Source organism: Paenibacillus rubinfantis (genome assembly GCF_001486505.1).
In the GTDB taxonomy this organism is placed as follows: Bacteria; Bacillota; Bacilli; order Paenibacillales; family Paenibacillaceae; genus Fontibacillus; species Fontibacillus rubinfantis.
Genome location: NZ_LN909066.1, coordinates 1,479,227 through 1,500,700 on the forward strand (window position 1 = coordinate 1,479,227; position 21,474 = coordinate 1,500,700).

20 protein-coding genes are annotated in these 21,474 nt (G+C 52.3%); 3 read left to right on the plus strand and 17 right to left on the minus strand.

Annotated elements, in window-relative coordinates:
* Positions 1–109 precede the first annotated feature (109 nt).
* From BN3277_RS24215 to BN3277_RS24240, 5 genes are all read right to left on the minus strand, one after another.
* Complete coding sequence (locus BN3277_RS24215) at positions 110–4,315, minus strand: fibronectin type III domain-containing protein (protein WP_059047093.1); 4,206 nt, start codon at positions 4,313–4,315, stop codon at positions 110–112.
* Positions 4,316–4,796: 481 nt separating this feature from the next.
* Positions 4,797–6,095 carry a 23S rRNA (uracil(1939)-C(5))-methyltransferase RlmD gene (gene rlmD / locus BN3277_RS24225; protein WP_232436507.1) on the minus strand — a complete coding sequence of 433 codons (1,299 nt, stop codon included), beginning with the start codon at positions 6,093–6,095 and terminating at the stop codon, positions 4,797–4,799.
* A 726-nt stretch (positions 6,096–6,821) separates the two neighbouring features.
* On the minus strand, positions 6,822–7,703 hold the full coding sequence (locus BN3277_RS24230; RefSeq protein ID WP_059047098.1) for a diacylglycerol kinase: 882 nt from the start codon (positions 7,701–7,703) through the stop codon (positions 6,822–6,824).
* Between the two features lie 28 nt (positions 7,704–7,731).
* Entirely contained in the window at positions 7,732–8,550 is an 819-nt protein-coding gene (locus tag BN3277_RS24235; protein ID WP_059047493.1) for a sirohydrochlorin chelatase, read from the minus strand.
* A gap of 34 nt (positions 8,551–8,584) precedes the next feature.
* Positions 8,585–8,875 carry a YerC/YecD family TrpR-related protein gene (locus BN3277_RS24240; protein WP_059047100.1) on the minus strand — a complete coding sequence of 97 codons (291 nt, stop codon included), beginning with the start codon at positions 8,873–8,875 and terminating at the stop codon, positions 8,585–8,587.
* A 339-nt stretch (positions 8,876–9,214) separates the two neighbouring features.
* Here BN3277_RS24240 and BN3277_RS24245 point away from each other — a divergent pair, with 339 nt between their 5' ends.
* Complete coding sequence (locus tag BN3277_RS24245) at positions 9,215–9,721, plus strand: hypothetical protein (RefSeq protein WP_059047102.1); 507 nt, start codon at positions 9,215–9,217, stop codon at positions 9,719–9,721.
* Between the two features lie 49 nt (positions 9,722–9,770).
* Here BN3277_RS24245 and corA read toward each other — a convergent pair whose 3' ends face one another.
* The 4 genes from corA to BN3277_RS24265 form a co-directional block, all read right to left on the minus strand.
* Entirely contained in the window at positions 9,771–10,730 is a 960-nt protein-coding gene (gene corA / locus BN3277_RS24250) for a magnesium/cobalt transporter CorA (RefSeq protein WP_059047104.1), read from the minus strand.
* 97 nt (positions 10,731–10,827) lie between these two features.
* Complete coding sequence (locus tag BN3277_RS24255) at positions 10,828–11,817, minus strand: inorganic phosphate transporter (protein ID WP_059047106.1); 990 nt, start codon at positions 11,815–11,817, stop codon at positions 10,828–10,830.
* Positions 11,818–11,900: 83 nt separating this feature from the next.
* On the minus strand, positions 11,901–12,515 hold the full coding sequence (locus tag BN3277_RS24260) for a DUF47 domain-containing protein (RefSeq protein WP_059047108.1): 615 nt from the start codon (positions 12,513–12,515) through the stop codon (positions 11,901–11,903).
* Positions 12,516–12,714: 199 nt separating this feature from the next.
* On the minus strand, positions 12,715–13,788 hold the full coding sequence (locus tag BN3277_RS24265) for a DUF3048 domain-containing protein (protein WP_059047110.1): 1,074 nt from the start codon (positions 13,786–13,788) through the stop codon (positions 12,715–12,717).
* Positions 13,789–14,004: 216 nt separating this feature from the next.
* On the opposite strand from BN3277_RS24265, the gene BN3277_RS24270 reads away from it, so the two are divergent.
* Positions 14,005–14,487, plus strand: coding sequence for a DoxX family protein (locus tag BN3277_RS24270; RefSeq protein ID WP_059047112.1), 483 nt, complete (start codon positions 14,005–14,007; stop codon positions 14,485–14,487).
* A 79-nt stretch (positions 14,488–14,566) separates the two neighbouring features.
* Here the strand turns inward: BN3277_RS24270 and BN3277_RS24275 are convergent, their stop codons facing one another.
* The 3 genes from BN3277_RS24275 to BN3277_RS24285 form a co-directional block, all read right to left on the minus strand.
* On the minus strand, positions 14,567–15,352 hold the full coding sequence (locus BN3277_RS24275) for a DODA-type extradiol aromatic ring-opening family dioxygenase (protein WP_059047114.1): 786 nt from the start codon (positions 15,350–15,352) through the stop codon (positions 14,567–14,569).
* 114 nt (positions 15,353–15,466) lie between these two features.
* The gene (locus tag BN3277_RS24280) at positions 15,467–16,291 is read right to left on the minus strand and encodes an alpha/beta hydrolase (protein WP_059047116.1); all 825 of its coding nucleotides are present in this window, start codon (positions 16,289–16,291) and stop codon (positions 15,467–15,469) included.
* Between the two features lie 133 nt (positions 16,292–16,424).
* Positions 16,425–16,646: a hypothetical protein gene (locus tag BN3277_RS24285; RefSeq protein ID WP_059047118.1), complete on the minus strand. Its 222-nt coding sequence runs from the start codon at positions 16,644–16,646 to the stop codon at positions 16,425–16,427.
* A 247-nt stretch (positions 16,647–16,893) separates the two neighbouring features.
* On the opposite strand from BN3277_RS24285, the gene BN3277_RS24290 reads away from it, so the two are divergent.
* A complete protein-coding gene (locus tag BN3277_RS24290; RefSeq protein ID WP_059047120.1) occupies positions 16,894–17,622 on the plus strand; it encodes a DUF1129 family protein in 729 nt (242 codons plus the stop codon).
* Between the two features lie 70 nt (positions 17,623–17,692).
* On the opposite strand, the gene BN3277_RS24295 is transcribed toward BN3277_RS24290, so the two are convergent.
* From BN3277_RS24295 to BN3277_RS24315, 5 genes are read right to left on the minus strand one after another with little or no spacing between them, the layout of a single operon-like run.
* Positions 17,693–18,451 carry a hypothetical protein gene (locus tag BN3277_RS24295; RefSeq protein ID WP_059047122.1) on the minus strand — a complete coding sequence of 253 codons (759 nt, stop codon included), beginning with the start codon at positions 18,449–18,451 and terminating at the stop codon, positions 17,693–17,695.
* A complete protein-coding gene (locus BN3277_RS24300) occupies positions 18,448–19,146 on the minus strand; it encodes an ABC transporter ATP-binding protein (protein WP_059047124.1) in 699 nt (232 codons plus the stop codon). Before BN3277_RS24300 ends, BN3277_RS24295 begins: the two co-directional genes overlap by 4 nt.
* A gap of 16 nt (positions 19,147–19,162) precedes the next feature.
* Positions 19,163–19,537, minus strand: coding sequence for a GntR family transcriptional regulator (locus BN3277_RS24305; RefSeq protein ID WP_059047126.1), 375 nt, complete (start codon positions 19,535–19,537; stop codon positions 19,163–19,165).
* A gap of 50 nt (positions 19,538–19,587) precedes the next feature.
* On the minus strand, positions 19,588–20,346 hold the full coding sequence (locus tag BN3277_RS24310) for an ABC transporter permease (protein ID WP_059047128.1): 759 nt from the start codon (positions 20,344–20,346) through the stop codon (positions 19,588–19,590).
* Complete coding sequence (locus BN3277_RS24315) at positions 20,339–21,280, minus strand: ABC transporter ATP-binding protein (RefSeq protein ID WP_089153406.1); 942 nt, start codon at positions 21,278–21,280, stop codon at positions 20,339–20,341. Before BN3277_RS24315 ends, BN3277_RS24310 begins: the two co-directional genes overlap by 8 nt.
* Between the last annotated feature and the right edge of the window lie 194 nt (positions 21,281–21,474).

Sequence of the window (21,474 nt, forward strand, 5' to 3'; positions counted from 1 at the left end):
TAAGAGAGGGCAATACCACATTAACATCTCATTCGTTATTTCCGTTCCAAACTAATACATGCCGCCCATGAGACAAAGGCGCTTCAAGGAAAATAGCTGATGTAATAGGTTAGATTAACTCCGACCGCTGTAGAAGTCTCTGGATGATCACTGCTACTTCTGCTCGTGTGATGAATGCTTGCGGAGCAAGCTGTGAATTTCCTCTTCCTGTGAGAATTCCTGCCTGCAACACAGCGGCAACACTGTTCCTCGCCCACTCTGACACTTGATCTGCGTCGTCATAAGCCTGCAAGATCTTGTACGATTCCTGAGCAGGAAGTAGGGCCTTAAGCCCTGTCACTTCCATCGCTCTTGCAATCATAACCATCGCTTGCTCGCGTGTAATTTGCTGCTGTGGACGGAAGGAGTCATCTTCATATCCACTGATCAGTTTGTAATCAAAAGCGGTTACCACTGCACCACTATACCAATCCGATGAACGAACGTCTGAGAATGGCGTTGTCCCTCTATTTGCATGAAATCCCAGCGCCCGCACCATAATCGCCGCAAACTCTGCACGGGTAATCGCATGATCCGGATTGTAAAGACCATCACCGATTCCGCTAATCACCAAACGTGATCCCATATCGTTCACAGCTTTCTCTGCCCAATGGCCAGCTACATCCTTGAATGCCACTGGATTGGAGATGACCGCGTACGTGCTGTTTGTCAAACTATTAATCGTTGCATAATACTTGCCGTCTATTAGCTCGATTGCGGTTGGTACATGTCGAACCGTTCCATCCGGATCGATCACAACGCCTGTTGTGATCTTATTTGGGTCAACACCGTCTGGAATAGCAATCGTTCTCTTTACATAAGTATTAAATTTGGAAACATCAACGGTCACATCACCGTAACGGCCCCTGACTGAGAAATTGAGTGGAGGTACAACGAGTGTATACTCTCCCTCATTAACCGCATTCTCCACGACCTTCCATTGTTCCTCTGTAGGTTCGGATATATCAATTTCAATTTCAATTTGTTCCAATTCTAGGTCTCGACCGATCTGTTCAGAGACCGTATCAATATGAATTTGCAATGCAGGGAGCGTATAGGTCGCCTTATCTGTTCGAATCTCAATCGTATCCTGCTTCGCTTCCATATCCTTAACCATCTGGCCATTCAGTACGATCTTCACATTAGACGGCGCATGAATCGGAATCGTAATGAAAGAATGACTGCCTTCCGCTTGAAGGCGAGCTCCAAGCTTCTTCGGATCAAGCGTGACCGTCATGATCGTACGACCATTCTCCACAGAGGTTGTTGCTATTCCAGCGTTCTCTGACCTGCCGTTAATGAGTACATCCACTTCCGGTGTTGAGCGAGCAGGAATACTCGGCACTTGTGGTGCCACATCATGATTATCACTTGGCGGGGACTGCGGTCTTACTTCATTGGATTCCACAGAATCACTACCACTTCCCACGCTATTAATAGCCCGAACTACGAATGTGTAAGTTCTGCCATTGGTTAATTCAGTTATCGTAATCGGACTTGAGCCTCCTGTTACTGTTCGGTGATCCGGCAATACCGTCACTTCGTATCCCATAATGGTACTCCCGCCCTGATCGTCAGGCGCATTGAAGGTTATTGTGGCTAGTCCATCGCCGCCCACAGCCCGCACCTGTGTCGGGGCAGAAGGAACCGTCATCGGCGTTGTGCTCACCTCATTGGAGAGGTCGCTTTCGCCTCCCGGATTTACTGACTGAACGGCAAAATAATACATTGTACCGTTTGTTAAGCCCGTTACCTGATAGCTATATACAGAACCGGTCACTGTTGCTACTTCTGTTTTATAGGAGTCGGAACTCAACCGTTGATAGATATTATAGCCTGTTGAACCATTCACTGGGGTCCAGGTAAGCGTAACATTGCTATTGCCAGCCACAGCAGTCAACAGGTTCGGAACTCCCGGTGCTGGTACTTGCGGCGTTGCGTTGACTTCATTTGATGGATCGCTGACTCCTGATGGATTAATCGCCTTGACCATGAAATAGTAGGTTGTACCATTGGTCAATCCGAGTGCATCATACTCAAGTACGGATGCATCTACGGTTGCGATTGCTGCCCCGTAACTGCCATGAGCCTCACGCTGGTACACTGCGTAAGTGACGGTTCCATAAACGCCATTCCAGCCAATAGCCACATGTCCATCACCAGCTACTACAGATGTAATGCTTGGTGCAGCTAGTGAAGACCAGGGTAATGTTACCGCACTACTCGTGATTTCCGTCAATGTATTAGCCTGGAATGCCAATTGTGCGCCCGTTACCTGCGCTACATTCGTTGCACCCAGATTACTGAATGTCGCTACACCTGCACTTGCGGTGACAGTAGTCGTGCCCGTCAGCGTCCAAGCACCTGTATCCTTCTTCGATACGGTAATTTCCGTGCTGTTATCCCCTATTCGTTGATTCCCATAAACATCAAGCAGGATGACTTTCGGCTGTTGTGCAAACATGCCACCATTCACCGTAGGTGCCGTAATATCTTGCGTCAACTCCATCGCCGACAAAGCCCCTGCACTTGGTGTAATTGTGATCGTGTTCGTCGATGTATCCGCTATCCCTGCAATTTTAAAGTTAATTTCCTGCTCGTCAGCCTTGTTCAGCACTAAAATCGGCTCAGCCAGACCCGCGATGAAGCTTACGTTAATCTCCTGTGATGGGCTCGTGATCGTCGTGCCAGCAAAGCTACCGTATGAACCATTTGGTGCTGCCTCCACGCCAGTAATCCTAACAGTTCTAATCCCATCGAAATTCGTAATTACATTCCCAACCCCGTCCACTACCGCCAGCGTAATCTCATTATCCTCTCCAACTGTTGGTGTATCTGTGGCCGGAGATGTACGCAGCATATAAATCACTGGAATGGCTGTTACGCCAGTAGAGGCTGCCCCCTTGCCTATGGCGTTAACCGCCCGCACCTTGACCGTGTAGCTGGTTCCGTTGGTCAACCCGGTATAGATATAGTTGGTATTCGTGCTGTCGGTGGATTCCCAGTTACCACCGCCATCGATAGAGATCTCATAGGTGGTGATGGGGCTTCCGCCGGTCCCGGTCGGTGCTGTCCATGTCACGGTCAGCTGTCCGTCGCCAGGGGCAGCTGTGATGTCGGTGGGCGCGTCAGGTGCGGTTGCCGGACTAAACTCTAGGTATTTGTAAGCCTGAATCTTTATACCCGTTTCTATGTCGTCGCTGGTAATTTCATTTGCCCCTGTACCGTCCTCACTAGTCTTGCTCCCCATTATTTTTACGTGGTCATATTCCGTCAAATCCGGTACTGCGTTCATCGCCATATTGCCACCCTTGATAATAGGCGAACCGCTAGAGATTACGATCTTTCCGGAGGCACCGTTATAAATTGCATTGCCTCCAGCGGTATTTTCCATCGTCCCACCTTGGATTTCAAGGACTGTATTAGCATCTATGCCGCCAAGATAAATCGTACCACTGGTGGAGTCTGTAGTTGCACTGGTTACCTTGCCGAGGCCGCTACTGTTGTCGGTGATCATCAGCGTACCGCTGCCGTTGTGCCTGATGGCGGTGTTATTGCTATTCAGCGTTTTGCCGTTTAACTCAAGGGTGAAGCTTTTACTATTCATGCTTGAGATGGTGACAGGATTTGTGAGGGTGATGTCATTCAACAGTTCAATCGTGTCGTTGTCGGCAACCGCATTAAACGCATCTTGCAAGGTATAATAGCCTTGGCTGCCGATATTGGCGACATATTCTTCTTGTTCCAGTACTACATTATCAATTTGGATATGTGTACCCATAGTATTTCTTAACCCAAAAATCAATTCTACAGCTTCTTTATCCAGTCCTAATGTAAAGGTATATACGATCTTTTTCCAGTCACCAGAGTTCACGGTAGTATAGGAAGAGTAGACAGAGTAATCGTCTGCATAATACCCATTTCTAATCTCTCCGCTACCTTTAACCCAATAGGTTAAAGTGTACCTTGCTCCACCTACTAGAGTTATTGGTTTGCTGCTGAATCTTTTAGGAGTAGTTAATGAATTCGTTAGTCTAACAGAAGCATTTCCACTTTGAGCATTTCCCTCAACCTTTGATATATCGTTCGTATTTAAATTGCTTGTATTCCCATTCCATCCTGTTGGCAGGTTTCCATCCCATTGCTCAAAATCTCCGTATTGCAGCAGATTTTCGCTACTCGCACTGACCGTACTTGACATTCCAGAGACAAGACTATTGATTAACAACATACCTATCAAAAACAAACTTAATCTTTTTATAAATTGCTTTTTCAATCCATTGTCCCCTTTACATAACTATTATTCCCCATGCTGACGGTCTGTGCATCGTAATCCAGCGTCAAAGCCGGTAACTCTAGCAGTTGTTCCTTTCTACGCGTCGACACTTTAACCATTTTATCAGGAAAATCGGACGAGATATGAAATGTAAAGGAAACTTTAAAATTCAACTTTTGCCACGTCGTCATGGATGTTATCTATCACTAAAAACTCAAAACGGAAAGTATCACTTCCAAACTCCATGTTGGAAGAGCTAAGAGAGTACTATCTTCATAGAATGAAAGAACGTGATAAAATGGGAGAACGATGGCAAGGTGGAGACTACCTTTTCATGTTCTGTCATCCTGAACGTTTACGGTCATGCATTAAGATCAGCCGATCAGTCAGCAGTTGACAAATTAATTTGAAACAATCCTATTACGAAAACAGGGACGGAAGTAGCTTCCGTCCCCGTTTCGTCCGCGAATCCCATAACCACCTACTCAAAACCCTTATAAATCAAGGAACAAACGACTTCCACGTGAACCGAATGCGGGAACATATCCACCGGCGTGACTTCGATCGTCCGGTACCCGCCGTCCTCAAGGATGCGTAGATCTCGGGCCAGGGTTGCGGGGTTACAGGACACATATACGACGCGCTCAGGTTTCATCTCGAGGATGGTGTCTAACAAGCGCGGGTCACAGCCTTTACGCGGGGGGTCGACGACGATGACGTCGGCTTCGATGCCTTGCTCTTTCCAGGCCGGGATGACCTCTTCGGAGGCACCAACCTCAAAGGTGACATGGCTCATGCCATTCAGTTCGGCGTTAACACGAGCATCCTCAATCGCTTCCTTCACGATCTCCACGCCGTACACCCGTTTGGCATGCTGCGCCAGGAACAGGGAGATGGTGCCGATGCCACAGTAGGCGTCGATAACCGTCTCTTGGCCGGTCAGACCGGCGTATTCTACGGTTTTTCCGTAGAGGATTTCTGTCTGGAGCGGGTTCACTTGGTAAAAAGAACGCGCCGAGATCGCAAACTTCACGTCTCCGATATAATCATAAATCACTTCACGCCCCCATAGGACACGAGTCACGTCGCCGAAGATGACATTCGTCTGCCGCGTATTGACGTTCTGGCAGATGCTGACGACGGACGGGATCTCGTCGCGGATCGCAGCGATCCACTCGTCTTCATGGGGGATTTGGTCGCCGTTCGTAACCAGCACCAGCATCACTTCGCCGGTGCGGAAGCCGATCTTCACGACGACGTGACGCAGCAGGCCTCGGCCTGTCTCCTCATCGTAAGCGGTGATGCCAAGGCGGCGGCCGATCGCTTTGACGCGGCTAATCACATCATCGTTGCTCTCGTGCTGGATAAGGCACGTCTCCATGTCGATGATGCGATGGCTGCCGCGGGCGTAGAAGCCGCCGACCAGTGCGCCGTCGGTGACGCCGACGGGCACCTGCGCCTTGTTGCGGTAACGCCAAGGCTCGGCCATGCCCCGCGTCGGCCGCACGACGACGGCGTGGTCTTTACCCGCACAACAGAAAGAACTGTCTCTTAAACCCATCGAGAGGGGTATAAGAGACAGCCCAACAGGCCGCGCGCTGACAGGCCGTTCCGCAGTCACGGCCGCACGTCCCCGCGGTGGAAGATTCGCCGAGGAAGCTTCCCCTCGTCCGCCGCGGTTGCCTTTCCCGCCGCCAGCTGCTTTTTGTCCTTGTCCCCGAGGGCTGCCTACCCGCCCCGCTTCCGGACGACGATGGTTATTCCGTTGCTTCTTCATCATGGACTCCTTCTATGTTCAACTGAACCGGTTACTCCAACTTGGCATCATCTCATCCAGTTCACGTGATCTACTGTAATTCAAAACTCTCGATATACTTTAATCCTGTACTCTAAATCCTTGCATAAGGTAAGACCATCCGTTCGACGTTAACACACCTGTTTCAGCCCACCCATCAAACAACTAACGGTAAACCCTCCATCTAATTTACCCCGTTTGGGTCATTTTCGCAAAAATAACGGGAAATCGTACAGCTAATTTGGCCCATTTCCCCTGTTTTCAGCAAAGCCTGCGGAATTAACGGTACTTTTTCCAGCTAATCCACACCAAACCCACAGTTACTCCAAAAATAACGGTAGAATTTCCAATTATTTCGCATTGCCACCACTTCGAACGCTGACCGCTATACGCCATCCAAACACCATCCATACCATTATGGCAGCATTAAGCGTTCATCAAGACACGCCAAAAAGAAGCGTAGCAGTAACGTTGAGATCCTGCGAGGCATAAAGGTATGTGCCAAGGCAAGGAGTCCCTTAAGCACAGATAGCTGCCTGCGGCCAGGGGACGGAGAGCAGCCTTAAGGCACTAACGGCTCTCGCCCCAACCAAATCAAATCCCCCGCCAACCCGGCGGGGGACCTCACAACCTCAGCTTCCTGATGATGTGCCTCAGGCAACCCTGTAAATTACTATCTAAGCCTATGAATCACGGACGGATATCGAGAATTCAAGCAAAAATCCGCAAATGCTGCGGCAAAATCTCGAACACGCCGGGCAACTCGCCGCCCAGCTCGCCGTCGAGATTCAGCAACACGCGGCCGGGCGAGGTCACTTCCATGCGCCGCGTCTTGAAGTGGACGACGTGCGAGTCGCCCAGATGGTCGCCGCGCAACGCCATCGTCACCAGGCGGATGAATTCCGCCAGGTTGCATTTCTTGACAGCGATCACGTCAAGCTGGCCGTCGTCGATCCGCGCGTCCGGCGCCAGCTTCTCGAAGCCGCCTACCGAGTTGCTGTTGGCGATCAGGAACAGCATGAACTCGCCCTCCATCACCTCGTGGCCTTCCGCGTCGATGATCAGCGTAGTGGGCGACAAGCTGGCCATTTTCTCGATCCCCTTCATGTAGTAGGCCAACTGCCCGATCATCGTCTTGAGCCGACTGGGGACCTCGTACGTCAGCTCGGTTAACGAGCCGCCGCCGGCGATATTGATGAAATGCCGGCCGTTCACCTTGCCGATATCGATTGGCCTCGTTTTGTCCTCGATGACCAGGTCGCAATAATCCTCCCAACGCCGGGAAATCCCCATGGCGCGGGCGAAATCGTTTGTTGTACCCAGCGGGAACACGCCAAGCGGCGGCAAATTGCTCTTCCCGGCCATCCCATTAACGACCTCATTTAGCGTCCCGTCACCACCGGCCGCGATGATGATGTCATACCCGCGCTCTACCGCCAAGGCGGCTTCGCGCGTCGCATCGCCTTCCCCGGTCGTCGCATGGCACGACGTTTCGATACCGCCCTGATCCAGACGCTCCAGCACGTCCGGCAGCAGGCGCCGCATCTCTTCTCTTCCCGAGGTTGGATTATAGATCAACCTAGCTCTTTTCATTCTACAAACGCCACCTGATCTCAAATTGTCAACATGTCAATGATCCCATTATATTCAATATTTGCTGCGACATCCAGCGAGCCATCAAAGGATGGGGCAGCAACGCATCTCCGGAGTAGCGATGAGCCAGCCCTTCGAGCCGCGACGGGATCGTCACCTTCGTGAAATACCCTGCGCTCAAAAAAAGCGGCGCCACGATCACATCCATCCCCTGCTCCTCCGACCAATACTGCACCTTCGTATGTACGCTGTCCGGGTTCAGCAACGCGTAATCGGCCCCGCCCGCCAGCCCGGCGAGCTCCGCGCATTGCGCCGCCAGCGAAGCGATCCCAAGCTCCCATCGCTGCAAGAAGCCTGGGTGCCTGCTGCCATGCCCAATGAGAAGCAGCACTTCGCGCTCCGGCTGGACCGACAACGCCCTCACCTTGTCCCACACCATCTGGGCGACCAGCGGACCGTCATCGATCGGATCGCCAAAAAACACCCGAGCGGAAACCCGTAAACGTTCCAGGTCGGTTTCCATCTCCGGCGTATCCTTTACGCCGAGCGCATACGCGATCTCGTCAATATGTGTACTGCCCGAGGACACGAACAAGGGAATGACGATCATGTCCGTCACTCCCTGAGATTCCAGTCGATCGATGCCGTCCTGAATGAGGCGGCCCTCCACGGTTTCGAGAAAAGCACAAGCCAGCGGAAGCCCGGCAGGCAAATCGCCTGCCGCTTCCGCCACCGCCGCCTCCACAAGGGCTACCCAGTGCTCGTCCGGGGAACCGTGGCTAATCACCAACACGCCGGGATTCCGCGGGCCCCCCGCTTCGGCAGCTCCCCGTCCCTCGTTCGGCATCTTCGACTGAGCTTGGTTTTTCTCTGTCATCAGCTTAGCGCCCTAAACGATCCAACGCCATTTTGTAGCCGTCGTTGCCGTAATTCAGGCAGCGCTTCACCCGTGAAATGGTCGCCGTGCTGGCGCCGGTTTCCGCTTCAATCTGGTTGTATGTATTGCCTTTGCCCAACATGCGGGCAACTTCCAACCGTTGCGACAAAGACTGAATTTCGTTTACGGTACACAAGTCGTCAAAAAATACGTAACATTCCTCGATGTCTTTTAACGTTAAAATGGCCTCGAATAATTGATCAATCGTCTTGTCGTTTAATTTCTTCAGCTGCACTGAATTATCATCCCCTACCGTTACTATAACCACAACCCCATTGTACCCGAGGGGCGTACTCCTTTTCAAGCATTAACGGTTTCACGCATCACAGAAAGAACGCCCAAATTCCGCGAACGCCCACCACACCCGGGACATTCGTCCATACGCCAGACAGGGCGGGCACATACAGTATAGTAATACAAACGCCTAGCCAGGGAAAATCATGCCGACTCCTCGCTTCGTTTCCCGGCGGCGTAAGATCCAAATCGAGGTCTTGTCTCGGAAGGGCGGACAAGAAGGAAACGGGACTTCCCGTCTGCCTGCCCGACAAAATATCCGAAAAGGAAAGTGATACCCATGCCCCAAAACTATGATTCACGCCAAGGTCCGGTGCCCCCGTTTCATCCGTACGCCCATTACTATCCGGGGGTGAATCCGTACGAAATCAAAGCGGAGGCTTCCTCGCTGGTTCCTTATTCTCCCCCGTCCCCGACTCCAACCCAGGCGCCGGCGACAACTACGCCAAAAGCCGGCGGCGGATTATCGCTGCCCAGCTTAGGCGACCTGAAAGGTATCGTCGACCGCATGGGCGGGATCGACGGCATCTTGTCCACGATGGGCCAAGTGCAGAAGGTGATGCAGACCGTGCAGCAATTCGCCCCAATGGCAAAGCTGTTCACCGCGTTCCTGCCCGGCGGCAAAGGCAAATCCGGCGGTGGTCGTACCGGCCGAAAGGAGGATTACCGGCCTCGCCGCCGTAAATCGACATCCCGTAAGAAAAACGGCAGCCGTACCGGTACCAACCGCAGCGGCAAACGCTCCTCAACCAGTAAATCAGGCAAATCCAGCAAACGCCGCCGTTAATCCGGCGGCGGCTTCTTTGCTTGCTGCCGAGGCACGGCCGCCGCTCGGCTTACTTGAACCAGCCCCGTTTGCTGAACCAGAGAATCATCCAACCGCCCAACGCCGCCATCAGGCCGATGACGGCAAAATACCCGTAATCCCACTTTAGCTCCGGCATATTAACGAAGTTCATTCCGTAAATTCCGGCGATCAGAGTCAGCGGCATAAAGACGGTGGTAATCACCGTCAGCGTCTTCATGATCCCGTTCATCCGATTGGAATTCAGCGAAATATAGGAGTCGCGTAAATCCGCGGTCATTTCCCGGTCGGCATCGATCATTTCCGACAGTTTGAGCAAATGGTCATAGATGTCCGAGTAATACGCACGCGGCTCCTTGTCCCCTTGGACATGCTGTGAATTCAGGATGCGGTACATCAGGTCCCGCATCGGTACGATCGTCCGCCGCAGCTTGAGCAGCCGGCTGCGCAGATCGAATACCTGGTTCATCAGCTGCTCAACCGATTCACTGCTGCCCTTCCCCTCCAGCGCATCAAGCTCATCTTCAATTGAATAGACGCAAGGAAAATAATGATCTACCAGGCTGTCGATCACCATGTAAGCTGCCGAATACGGCCCATGCACCCAGACCTTGCGGTCATGGGCTCTCTTTAGCATATTGCTCCACGCTTCATCCATTTCGTTCAGCTGCCGCTGGTGGAACGAGACCAGGCAGTTATCCCCGATAAACAAATCCACTTCCACGGTATCCAACGTTCGCTCGTCGATGGCATGCAACACCAGAAATTGAAAATCGTCATAATAGTCCATTTTCGGCCGTTGCAGGATATGCAAGCAATCTTCGATCGCCAGCGGGTGGAAATGAAAAAAATTCGCCAGCACCTCGGTCTCCTCCGGCGTAGGTTCATCCAGGTCGACCCAAGTCCATACGAACCGCTCCTCGTGAATCTGCTCCAGCGGGAGATCGGTGAGAACCTGATGATCCCGCGTCATCCCCATGATCCTAATCATAGGACGCCACCTCCCAAAAAAAGCCAATCCTCAGCAGATTGGCTTTCAATCGATATTCCGTCAAATGCAGCTTGTTGGACTCCCTCTCTAAACCTCTCTAAAACAGGAGTTTGTAAATCGCTCCGGCCATGACGAACACAATTGGAATCGTAATGACCCAGGCGATAACGATGCGCCCGGCCATCGACCAGCGGACAGCGGAGAACCGTTTGGCGGAACCTACACCGAGGATCGCTGAAGTAATCGCATGCGTTGTGCTGACCGGCAGATGGAACAACGTCGCCCCGAAAATAACCGAAGCGGCGGAGATATCCGCGGCAAAGCCGTTGATCGGCTCGATTTTGAAAATTTTCGTTCCCATCGTCTTGATGATCTTCCAGCCGCCGATGGACGTTCCGAGCGCCATCGCCGTTGCTGCGGCCAGCTTCACCCATAGCGGCACTTCCATATGATCCTGAAAGTCGGCGGTTACCAGGGCAAACGTGATAATCCCCATGGCTTTCTGCGCATCATTGGTACCGTGCGTGAAGCTTTGCAGCGCGGCAGTAATGATCTGCATGGAACGGAAGCCTTTATTGACGGTATGCGGACTACGTCTGGCGAAGATCCATTTCAAAATTAACATGACAATATAACCGATGACAAAAGCGATCACCGGGGAGAAAACCAGCCCTTCAACGATCGTCGTAAACCCGCTCCAGTTCAGCTTGTCCGGTCCTGCGCCAACATAGACGGCCCCGGCCAAAGAGCCGATCAGGGCATGGGACGAAGACGACGGGATCCCAAACCACCACGTAATTAAGTTCCAAATGATTGCCGACAGCAGGGTAGCGATCAAGACCTCCAGACCATTATCCAGCTTCGCCGGATCGGCCACGCTGCCCCCGATCGTCTTGGCGACGCCGGTAAACAGGATAGCGCCGAGGAAGTTCATCACAGCCGCCATCATAATTGCCGTCCGCGGCTTCAGCGCGCGCGTCGATACCGAGGTCGCGATCGCATTGGCCGTATCATGGAACCCGTTAATGAAGTCAAACGCCAGCGCCAGTACGATAACGATAAGTATAATCAGTAAACTCGTATCCATAGCTTTTTTTGCACAGATGGTGTTCTCTATATGTAAATCCGCGCAATTCCAACCTCCTGAATATCAAATATATAGTGAAGTTCTTAAGAATTACGCATGATGATGGATTCCAGCATGTTGGCTACCTTCTCGCAGGCATCGGTCGTCGTTTCTAACCGTTCGTAGATCTCTTTCTTCTTAATCAACTCGATTGGATCCGTGACCTTCATGAACAGCTCCTTGATGCAAATGCGCAGCAGCTCGTCGCCTTGATTCTCCAGGTCGTTCAGACGAATGGTGTACTCGCGAATCGGGAGCAGCTTCTTCTGGGACAGCAAATGAATCGCTTTCTGAATTTCGTAAGCCGAGTTGCGCAGGATTTCCGCAAAGCGGGCGATGTATTCGTCCGGCTCGCTCAAATGGTACATGAAGAACCGAGAAGTCGTGGCTTCCAATCCGTCAATCACATCGTCCAACGCCGTGATCAGATGCATGATGTCGTCACGTTCAATGGGGGTAATGAACGTCTTGTTTAATTCCACGATAATCGTATGGGTGTACTCGTCGCACTTGGACTCGAATTCCTTCATTTTCTTGGCGAAAGCCTCAACGTCCTTGAAATCCGCAACCTGTTGAGCGAAATAATCCGCCGAATGGACGATCGTATCCGCCATATCCTCTAACGTCTGGAAAAAGATATCTTTCTTCTTCACTCGCATCAGTATCCCTATCCCCTTTTCTCTCCATAAGGTAGTTCTTACGGTTGGTTTTACACAACCTTGAATATCTTATCACAACTGTTTAACAGATAGGAAATAATGTCGCAAACATTTCACGATCATGGGCTTATATTTCCCCTTAATCTGTCAGACTTATCCTTCTATCGCCCTAAAAATACAAGATCTGCCTATCTTCGCTTTACTCCGCCTTTACATGACTGCTGAAATCCGGGGTATTCGGAACGACGTGAATAAAGGTCTGCCCCGGCACCATCGGCAGCTCCACGTTATCTTTGATAAAACGGATGATATCGCCTTCCTTGCGGATCCAATCGGCCCGGATCACCTTGCCCTGCTGGAACAACACCGCTTCCCCGCCGAGCGACAGCCCAACCTCCAGGCGGCCTACATCATCCAGCACCCGATGGTCCGCCCCCATCACAATCACATTCGCGGCGGTTAATTGTTCTCCGGTCTCCAGGTCGGTATGCGGCTCGCCATTGATGGACCGCTTGTAGAGCCCAGACGCCGGATCGTATTCATAACCCACCCGGTAGCTGTCCAATTGGAATTTAATCTCCACCCGGTTCGCGGTTTCCAGCGAATCGGGATGTTCGTTATTCTTGTAAAAAACATACGAAGGCACCGTTTTATCCTCCGTTGCAAACCCGCGTTTTGCCGCGCCCTCCAACAGCTTCTCCACATTGGAATACAAATTGTGCGGCGCCTTCCGGGACTTGTCTCGCCAGAAGTAGGAGCCGGCGTTTGTGATCTCGTCCAGATCCTCTTTATGTTGTCTTTGCAGAATCGCAAAGGCGTCATTGCTCGCACCGGCATGCACCAGCACGCCATGGTAGCTCTCGCCCAAATCGATCATATACGGGCGAATGCTGCGGATCGGGCCAATCTTGGCGTTATCCGCCTGGCTATGGAAGATTGATACCAGCCGCGTGACCCCACCTTCGGCCAGTACCTCGTAAACGACGTCCGCGTCGATCAAGCCCGATTGCGGGCGGGCCGCCGGCGCATTGTTGATCATGATGGCGAGCGGCCTGCGAGTCACCGGCTCCTCCAGCGGCAGTCCGGTCAACGGAGCCGTATAAGCGGGAACCTCCGGTTCGGGCGGAACGGTCTCCTCCGGGACCACCGATTCCGGCGGGGCAATTCCTTCCGCGGGCGGAACCGCTTGTCCTTCCTTCCCGCAGGCGGAGAGCATAACGACGAGTAATGATACGAGCAGCAGCCAACCTAATTTAGATGATTTCAAAGGCATGTTCCTCCGTCAAAAATCCTGAGTTTTCTACATTATACGTTGAATCGCCAATCCGGGGGAAGCCGAAACCTCACGAAGGCCATTTAATGAATAAAATTTTAAATAATAATTGATTGTTTTAAATTGTCCCTCTAATATGAATACTAAGGAACAGGAGAAAAATTCCACGAAAAAGATGGAACATTGTCACCGCCTTAGCGGAAAGGAGATGAAGAGATGATCGTAAAATGGTTAAGGGAGAGCGCGATTGCTTCCTGGCTTCTCTTATTGGTAAGACTTTACGTAGGTTACGAGTGGTTGACCTCCGGATGGGAGAAGGTGACCGGCGGGTTTGATGCCGCTGGATTTCTGTCGGGGGCCTTGGCGAAGAGCGGCGGCGAGCATCCGGCCGTCCAAAGCTGGTGGGCTTCGTTTCTCGAGCATTTTGCTGTACCAAACGTCAGCTTGTTTAATATTCTGGTTCCTTATGGTGAAGTTCTCGTCGGCCTTGGGCTCATCCTTGGCGCCTTCACTTGGCTGGCTGCCTTCTTTGGTATGGTCATGAATTTCGCCTTCTTATTCTCAGGTACCGTAAGCACGAACCCGCTCTTGCTTCTGCTCCAAATCTTTATCGTCGTGGCCGGCACCAATGCCGGACGGATCGGTTTGGATTACCTCATCCAACCCTACTTCCGCAGGAACTTTGGGCGTCGACGTTAATAGAACTTAACGAGCAAAAAGCGCAGGCCCTATTGGTGGGTTCTGCGCTTTATTTATTAGGTTGACCGGCACAGCTTCGTTAGCCGCCAAATCTCCAGCAATTCAAGCTCAGGCTTCCGTACTGATAATCCTGAAACAGCTTTACGGCCCGCCGCTCGTCGTCTGCCGCCCCCATCGCGTAGAGCAGCGGAACGAAATGCTCCCTTCCATAGGACGGGATCGCCATACGGACATGCGGAGCTTTGCGGTCGTAGTCAAACAACTGCCGCAAGTCCCAGCTCTGCAGCTGCTCGCCGATCCAATCGTCAAATTCAACAGCCCATGGAGCCGGTTCCCTAGCATCCCCATCCAACAGTCGGAGATTGTGCACCAGTCCGCCGCTGCCGATCACCAGGATGTTCTGATGCCGCAGCTCCGCCAGCATTTTGCCGATAGCGTATTGTTCTTCGGGTTCGCGTTTGGCATCCACGGATAAAGCAACTACCGGGATATCTGCAGAGGGAAATAACCGCTTCAAGACGACCCAAGCCCCGTGATCTAGTCCTCTGCCCGCCGATGGCCTGTAAGGCAGATTATGAGCCCGAAAGATCGCCTCAATTTCTCCGCTGAGCTCGGGACTGCCCGGAGCTGGATATTCGATCGCGTACATTTCTTCCGGAAAACCATAGAAATCATGCATCGTTGGATGTGTCGTATCAGTCGAGACCCATTGTACCGGATCCTCCCAGTGGGCAGAAAAAATCACAACGGCATTGGGCGGTTTCAGCGTTTCTTGGCCGAGTTGGCGAAGAAAGTCCGTATATGCGTTTTGCTCGATAGCCAATGTAGGCGATCCGTGTGCAATAAACAATGCAGGCTGAGACATCAGCTCCCAAACCCCCCTACGCCAAAAAATGGTTACACCTTCATTGTATCCATCCCCGAAGGATTTTACCAGTTTTTGTGTATCCGCTGGATTGGCGGCTAACCTTCCCCTGCACTAGATCATCCAATGCTGCCACTCGATTTGCTTCGCCTCCAGGCCGCCGAGCCATTCCTTCGTTTTCCGAATGACCTGATGCTGATGCTCGCCGGATGAAAACGTGTGATTCCCCTGGAAAATAATCTCCTTATCGCAACGCCCTTCCGGACGCATCCAGAAAACCTTCTGATACAGGAAGGCATAATCCGCCGGAATCGTATCATCAGAGGTGCCATGCACCACAAAGACGTCTCCGGTAAATTTGATCGCTTCCTGGAAAGGTTGAAATTCGCCCAGCGAATCAAAGAACTTGGGTGTTAGTCCATAGCCCAGATAATCCGCGTTCCCCTGCTTCACCGCCCGGTCGTATAACTCGCGACCGGTAATTTTCACGATGTCGTTGAACGGATACCCTACGGCCGACCATAAGACAAGGTTCTTGACACGCCGGTCGCGGATGGCGGTTAAGAGCGCGATCATCCCGCCGAGGCTATGCCCGATCAGGGACACCCGCGTCGGATCGATATCGAACGCCCCAAGCCCGTAATCCAGCACCGCCCGGGTTTGGGCGATCATCGACTCTACGCCGTGTTCGCCGTAACTTCCACTGCTCTCGCCGCAGCCGAGGTAATCGAACCGGAGCACGAGGAAGCCGTCCGCCGCGAGCTCCCTCGCCGTCTTGACGAACAGACGGTCCACCCCGATCCGGCTGCCAACGAAGCCGTGGCAGATGACGACTAGGGGAGCGCGATTGCAGCTCCCCCCTTGTTTATTCTCGGCCGGGTAATGTATGCTGGCCGCAAGCTGTTCTTCTCCATGATTGATGACGATCTGTCTTTCCATCTCCCCGTCTCCTCCCCGTACTCCGGTAATGATTTATCCATCTAAATCCGATAAGTTTAATATGAATTAAACTTATCTTATCACTACCGGCACCGGGGTGTCAATCAGATCGCTACAGGGAAGCCTTTAAGCCTTACTCGTAAGATTGCCGGAAATATTCATGGGTCGTGACCCGGCCTTCCCACTGCTTCATAAACTGGTGATTGCCCATATGACCTTCGTCGCAGGCCTCGTCATCTCCGCACAAGCTGCCGCCATCTGCGGCGGTATCATTCGTCACGACTTCTTCCAGGCTGCCCCGAGAGTTGCTGTTCAGCAAATACCTCCGGGTCAGCTCCGATTCATATTTTCCCACTGGCTCTGCCTCCCGCAACGTTAGTGTACAGGCCGCTCCCGACATTGAATGCAGCCTTGTCGCCGGCGCCTGCCGATTTGCTTATGCTGTAGTTTTTGGAGGGAGAGACGCTTTTTATTCCTAGTTCAAGGAATGTTCATAATCCATTAGTTCCGTTCCTCTGCGTAACCAGCCCTGCCATGGTCCCTTGCGAATCGGACAATCTATGCAGTATACTACGGAAGAAACTGGGAGGAGAGATACTACCATGTACATCCACGAAATGATCGGCGAAACCAAACGGCTGCGGCAGCAAATGACGCCGGAGAATGAAGCGTATTTCGGGGAGATGGTCTTGTACTTCCGTTCCGGCGCAAGCTCGCTTAGTGAAGCCAAAGGGGAAGAAATCCTGCTGGATCTGGCTCGGCAAATCGTTAAGAACCAAGCCAAGGGGGTCACGGCGGAGGACAGGTTCGGAGCCGATCCGAAGGCCTATTGCGCGGAGCTGGCGGAGGACGTACAGACGCGGAAGCCCCGCACGCTGAAGGATAAAATCAAATACTATACGATGATCCCCTGGGTAGCCCTAACCTGGGTCTTCTTTATTTATATGATCACCGGCTTCCTCAGCAAATGGTTTGGCGGGGAGCTGGAATATACGCAAATCAGCAGCTCCTCATTGTTGATGATCGCCGGCCTGTCGATCGTACTCATCGAGCTGGTCACCCGTTTCTTGGACAACAGCAATAAATCCACGGAGAGCAAGGTCGATTCCGGGCCCCCCCGTGCAGGAGCTCCCACCGGTGCCGGTCCCCGCGGCTTCAACCTGCGTGCTTTCGGCACCTATATCGCAGTTGCGGCTGCACTGATCATCGTTGGCACCCTGCTGAACCGGATCATGCCGGCCTTCACCGTATCTCCCTGGGACAGCCTGATTCTATTTGCTGTGGGGCTAGCCGGACAAATCTTCTTTTTTGGACGCCGATCGAAGAATTAAAACAAACAAAAAACCGCAGAAGCCGTCTTCCAGTAAGGAAGGTTCGGCCTCTGCGGTTTTTTCGCGGGAGCTAAATTTGCACCCGTTTGCTAAGCAAATAAGAGATCGCATAAACCATCAGAACCGCGAAGACCACCTCAAACAGGACCGGCCCCAGGGGGAAAATATTCGACGCCTCCGCCGTCCCCGTGCGGATTTCCTCCGACGTTCCAAATTGAATCGTTCCGAAATTCAACAGCGAGCTCTCTTTGCCTCCAAAGATCAAGCCTTCCAGCCAGGAAATTCCGGTTTGGATCACAAAGAAAGAGATAATGCCCACCCACGTTCCGGCTTTCCCCTGAATGCTCACGCTCGCTCCAATCGTTATGGACATAAAAATCGTTAGGATCATCAGCGTATACACCCAGATGATAGCCAAAATCATAAACAAGATATCCTTCAGGCCCTCCAACTTGATACTCACAAAATCAATGGGAATCCTCGCCAGTGAAAAGTATGCCGCCGTATGAATCACGACAATCACCGTGATCATCAGCGCCACCAGCCAGCTGAACAGCAGCGAGGACAGGATCGTCCACACCGGATGTAACGGAAGCAACCGGCGATGGTAAGCCTTGATATTGTAGGCATACGTTTTACACGCCTGAACGATCAGGATGATGGCGGCCGCCAGATAAAGAATGAGGGTTAAGGCGAAAATTGCCTCTCCGTCCCATTGGCGAAGGTTTCCCGTAATCGACAGCAGCCCTTGCACGATCACCAAGACGGCAGCAAGCCCCAGCACGGTATTAGCGTTTTGTTTGATATCGTACTTCAACAGTTTCATCATTCCGCGAACACCTCTCTGAACATGTCATCGACGCTTTTGCCATAGCGAATCCGCAAGTTCTCCACTTCCTCCTGCATGACGACCTCGCCGCCGCGAATGAAGATGACCTCATCAAAAATCCGCTCGATATCCCGAACCAGGTGGGTGGAGATCACCAGGCTGCTCTCCTCATTGTAAAACTCTACGATGGCGTCCAAAATTTTAGCCCGGGCCACGGGGTCCACCCCGCCGATCGGCTCGTCGAGCAGATACAGCTTGGCGTTTCGCGATAACGTTAACGTGAGTTGCAGCCGCTCGTTCATGCCCTTCGACAAGGCGTTGATTTTATCCTTTTCATGCAGATTCATAAAGTCCAGCATCATGCCGGCCTTCTGCTCGTCGAAATCCGGGTAGAAATCCCGATAAAATCCAATCGCGTCCCGCACCTTCATCCATGATTCCGTTAACGGACGATCCGGCATGAAGGAAACCAACGACCTTGTTGCCAGGCCCACCGGGATTCCGTCCACCGCTACCTTGCCGCCGGAAGGATGGATGAGGCCGGCTGCGATTTTCATCAGCGTGCTTTTGCCGCTGCCGTTTGTGCCGAGCAGGCCCACGATCTTCCCTTTGCCGATGCCGAGGGACACGCCGTGCAGCGCTTTTTTGCTGCCATAGGATTTCGATACCCCCTGCACTTCCAATAACTGTTCCATTGATGTGCCCTCCTCTCTAAGGTCGATTCTCCGTATTGATGGCGTCCGAAACAAGCGCCGCAATATCCTGATTGCTAAAGCCCAGCTCCTGCATGCCCCCGATAAAACGGTCTAGCAGCTCGCCGGCCATTTCTTTTTTGATGGTCATAATTTTCGATTCCTCACTTGTCACATATCTTCCGAGTCCGCGTTTCGTTTCCACGACGGCTTCACGCTCCAATTCCTGAAAAGTCCGCTGTACGGTATTCGGGTTGATTTGCAGCTCGGCCGCGAGTTCGCGGACCGATGGAATTTTATCGCCAGCCTTCAATCTGCCGGTGACGATTTCCCGTTTTAAGTAGTTCATGATTTGCAGATAAATCGGCAGATTATTATCGAATTCGATGCTCACAATCCTTGGCTCCTTTCCGCCGTATGTCGCTGTTTGGCGATGGCAACAGGTTAAGCGACATCCCGTTTTTTAAACGTAACAAAGCTGACTGCGAGAAACAAGACTAAATAGGCGGCGATGACCACGGCGGAGAAGGACATCGACATGCCCGGCATCGGCGGCTGGCCATTCACATATACCGACAGATCGGCGTTAGCGAAGATGAGGTATTTCGTGAATTCATAGCGCGAGAGCAAGGCGACCACCAATTCCTCCAGCACCACGAGGAACATGCCAATGCCGATCGTTGCTCCCGACGAACGCGTTAGGATGCTCGCAAGGAAAGCAATCGTAACGTAGACCACCGTATAAATGAGTTGGTACAAGGTGTGGCTGAAGACATCGCTCCAGCTGGTTTCCGATAAGCCGCCGAAGCCAAAGACCAACCCTCCGCCCAGCAAAGCAACCGCAAGCGTAAAGACGAAGCTCGACAGAGTGAACAGCAGCACGGCTACGTATTTGGAAGCCAAAATTTGGCTGCGGCTTTTCGACCGAATCAGCAGCAGTTTGATCGTCCCGAGACTATGCTCCTTCGCCACAATTCCCGCCGTACAGATAATGATAAGCAAGGTGATCATTTGGCCCAAGCCGTTCCGGGAGATCGCCATCATGGCGAACTCCAGGTACGCCGGCGACTGCTCCGAATAGTTGAACATCATATAAAGCATCCCGGCGATAAACGCGGTAATCAACGCAAAGGGGACGATAAAGCTGCGTTTCTTGGACATCTTCAGCCATTCGTTGACGACAAGCTTGGTAAAACTACGCAATTTGGTTTCCTCCCGTCCATTTCAAGAATTCGTCTTCCAGCGACGCTTTGACTTCCTCGATCCGGTAAATGGCGATGCCCTCGCCGCCCAGCGCGCCAACCACGCGTGGGATGTAGCTGTCGCGCACTGAGATCGTCACTTCTCCCCGTTCTGCGGACAACCCCAGCAGGCGAATCTCCTCCATCCGAACGAGTCTGGCTTTCGCCGCTTCCGCATCGCCGACCCGGAACGTCACGTTTACCCGCTCCTCCGCCTTCTCTGCCCCTTCACCCAAGGTGCGTTCGGTCACGAACTTCCCTTCCTGAATGACAACTACGCGGCTGCACATCAACTCCATCTCGGCCAGCAGGTGGCTGGACACGAGGACAGCGATTCCCTCTTCGGAGGCGATGCGTTTCAGGTAATCGCGCATTTCCCGGATCCCTGCAGGATCCAGCCCGTTTGTCGGCTCATCGAGAATGAGGATCGACGGCCGATGCAATAAAGCCTGCGCGATCCCCAGGCGCTGACGCATGCCCAGCGAATAAGCTTTAACACGTTTGTTCATCGCCTTTTCCAAGCCAACCAGCCGAGTGACCTCCTGAATCCGCTCTTCTGTGATCCCCTCGCTCATTCGCGCATATTGCTTCAAGTTATCGTAGCCCGTCATATACGGATAAAACTCCGGGTTCTCGATAATCGCACCCACATGAGCAATCGCTTGGGTGAAATGCTTTCGGATGCTGATCCCTTTTACCTGGACATCGCCCTCCGTCATGCCGATCAGACCTACGATCATCCGGATCGTTGTCGTTTTCCCGGCCCCGTTGGGTCCCAGCAGACCCACGATTTCCCCCCGTCGAATATCAAAAGTCAACTTATCGACAAGCCGCTTGTTTCCTATGCTCTTCGTCACCTGCTGTACCGACAATACGATCGGTTCCCGTCCCGGCAGGTTCGCCTTAGCCGCTCCCTGTTGCACAGATTGATGTTGCACATCCACTTGATGCTTCTCAGCCAGTTGGTGTTTCACGTTCGCTTGATGCTTCTCATCCACTTGATTCCGCACGTTCACTTCATTCACTCCCTCAATGTATCAGTGTCATAGTTAAATAGTACACTAGTGAGTTGGTATTGTAAAGCCTGATT

Coding starts and splice junctions, on each gene's coding strand:
- rlmD (WP_232436507.1), bottom strand. CDS start 6,095: ATGATGAAGAAGCAACGGAATAACCATCGTCGTCCGGAAGCGGGGCGG.
- BN3277_RS24230 (WP_059047098.1), bottom strand. CDS start 7,703: ATGAAAAGAGCTAGGTTGATCTATAATCCAACCTCGGGAAGAGAAGAG.
- BN3277_RS24235 (WP_059047493.1), bottom strand. CDS start 8,550: ATGCCGAACGAGGGACGGGGAGCTGCCGAAGCGGGGGGCCCGCGGAAT.
- BN3277_RS24245 (WP_059047102.1), top strand. CDS start 9,215: ATGCCCCAAAACTATGATTCACGCCAAGGTCCGGTGCCCCCGTTTCAT.
- corA (WP_059047104.1), bottom strand. CDS start 10,730: ATGATTAGGATCATGGGGATGACGCGGGATCATCAGGTTCTCACCGAT.
- BN3277_RS24255 (WP_059047106.1), bottom strand. CDS start 11,817: ATGGATACGAGTTTACTGATTATACTTATCGTTATCGTACTGGCGCTG.
- BN3277_RS24260 (WP_059047108.1), bottom strand. CDS start 12,515: ATGCGAGTGAAGAAGAAAGATATCTTTTTCCAGACGTTAGAGGATATG.
- BN3277_RS24265 (WP_059047110.1), bottom strand. CDS start 13,788: ATGCCTTTGAAATCATCTAAATTAGGTTGGCTGCTGCTCGTATCATTA.
- BN3277_RS24270 (WP_059047112.1), top strand. CDS start 14,005: ATGATCGTAAAATGGTTAAGGGAGAGCGCGATTGCTTCCTGGCTTCTC.
- BN3277_RS24275 (WP_059047114.1), bottom strand. CDS start 15,352: ATGTCTCAGCCTGCATTGTTTATTGCACACGGATCGCCTACATTGGCT.
- BN3277_RS24280 (WP_059047116.1), bottom strand. CDS start 16,291: ATGGAAAGACAGATCGTCATCAATCATGGAGAAGAACAGCTTGCGGCC.
- BN3277_RS24290 (WP_059047120.1), top strand. CDS start 16,894: ATGTACATCCACGAAATGATCGGCGAAACCAAACGGCTGCGGCAGCAA.
- BN3277_RS24295 (WP_059047122.1), bottom strand. CDS start 18,451: ATGATGAAACTGTTGAAGTACGATATCAAACAAAACGCTAATACCGTG.
- BN3277_RS24300 (WP_059047124.1), bottom strand. CDS start 19,146: ATGGAACAGTTATTGGAAGTGCAGGGGGTATCGAAATCCTATGGCAGC.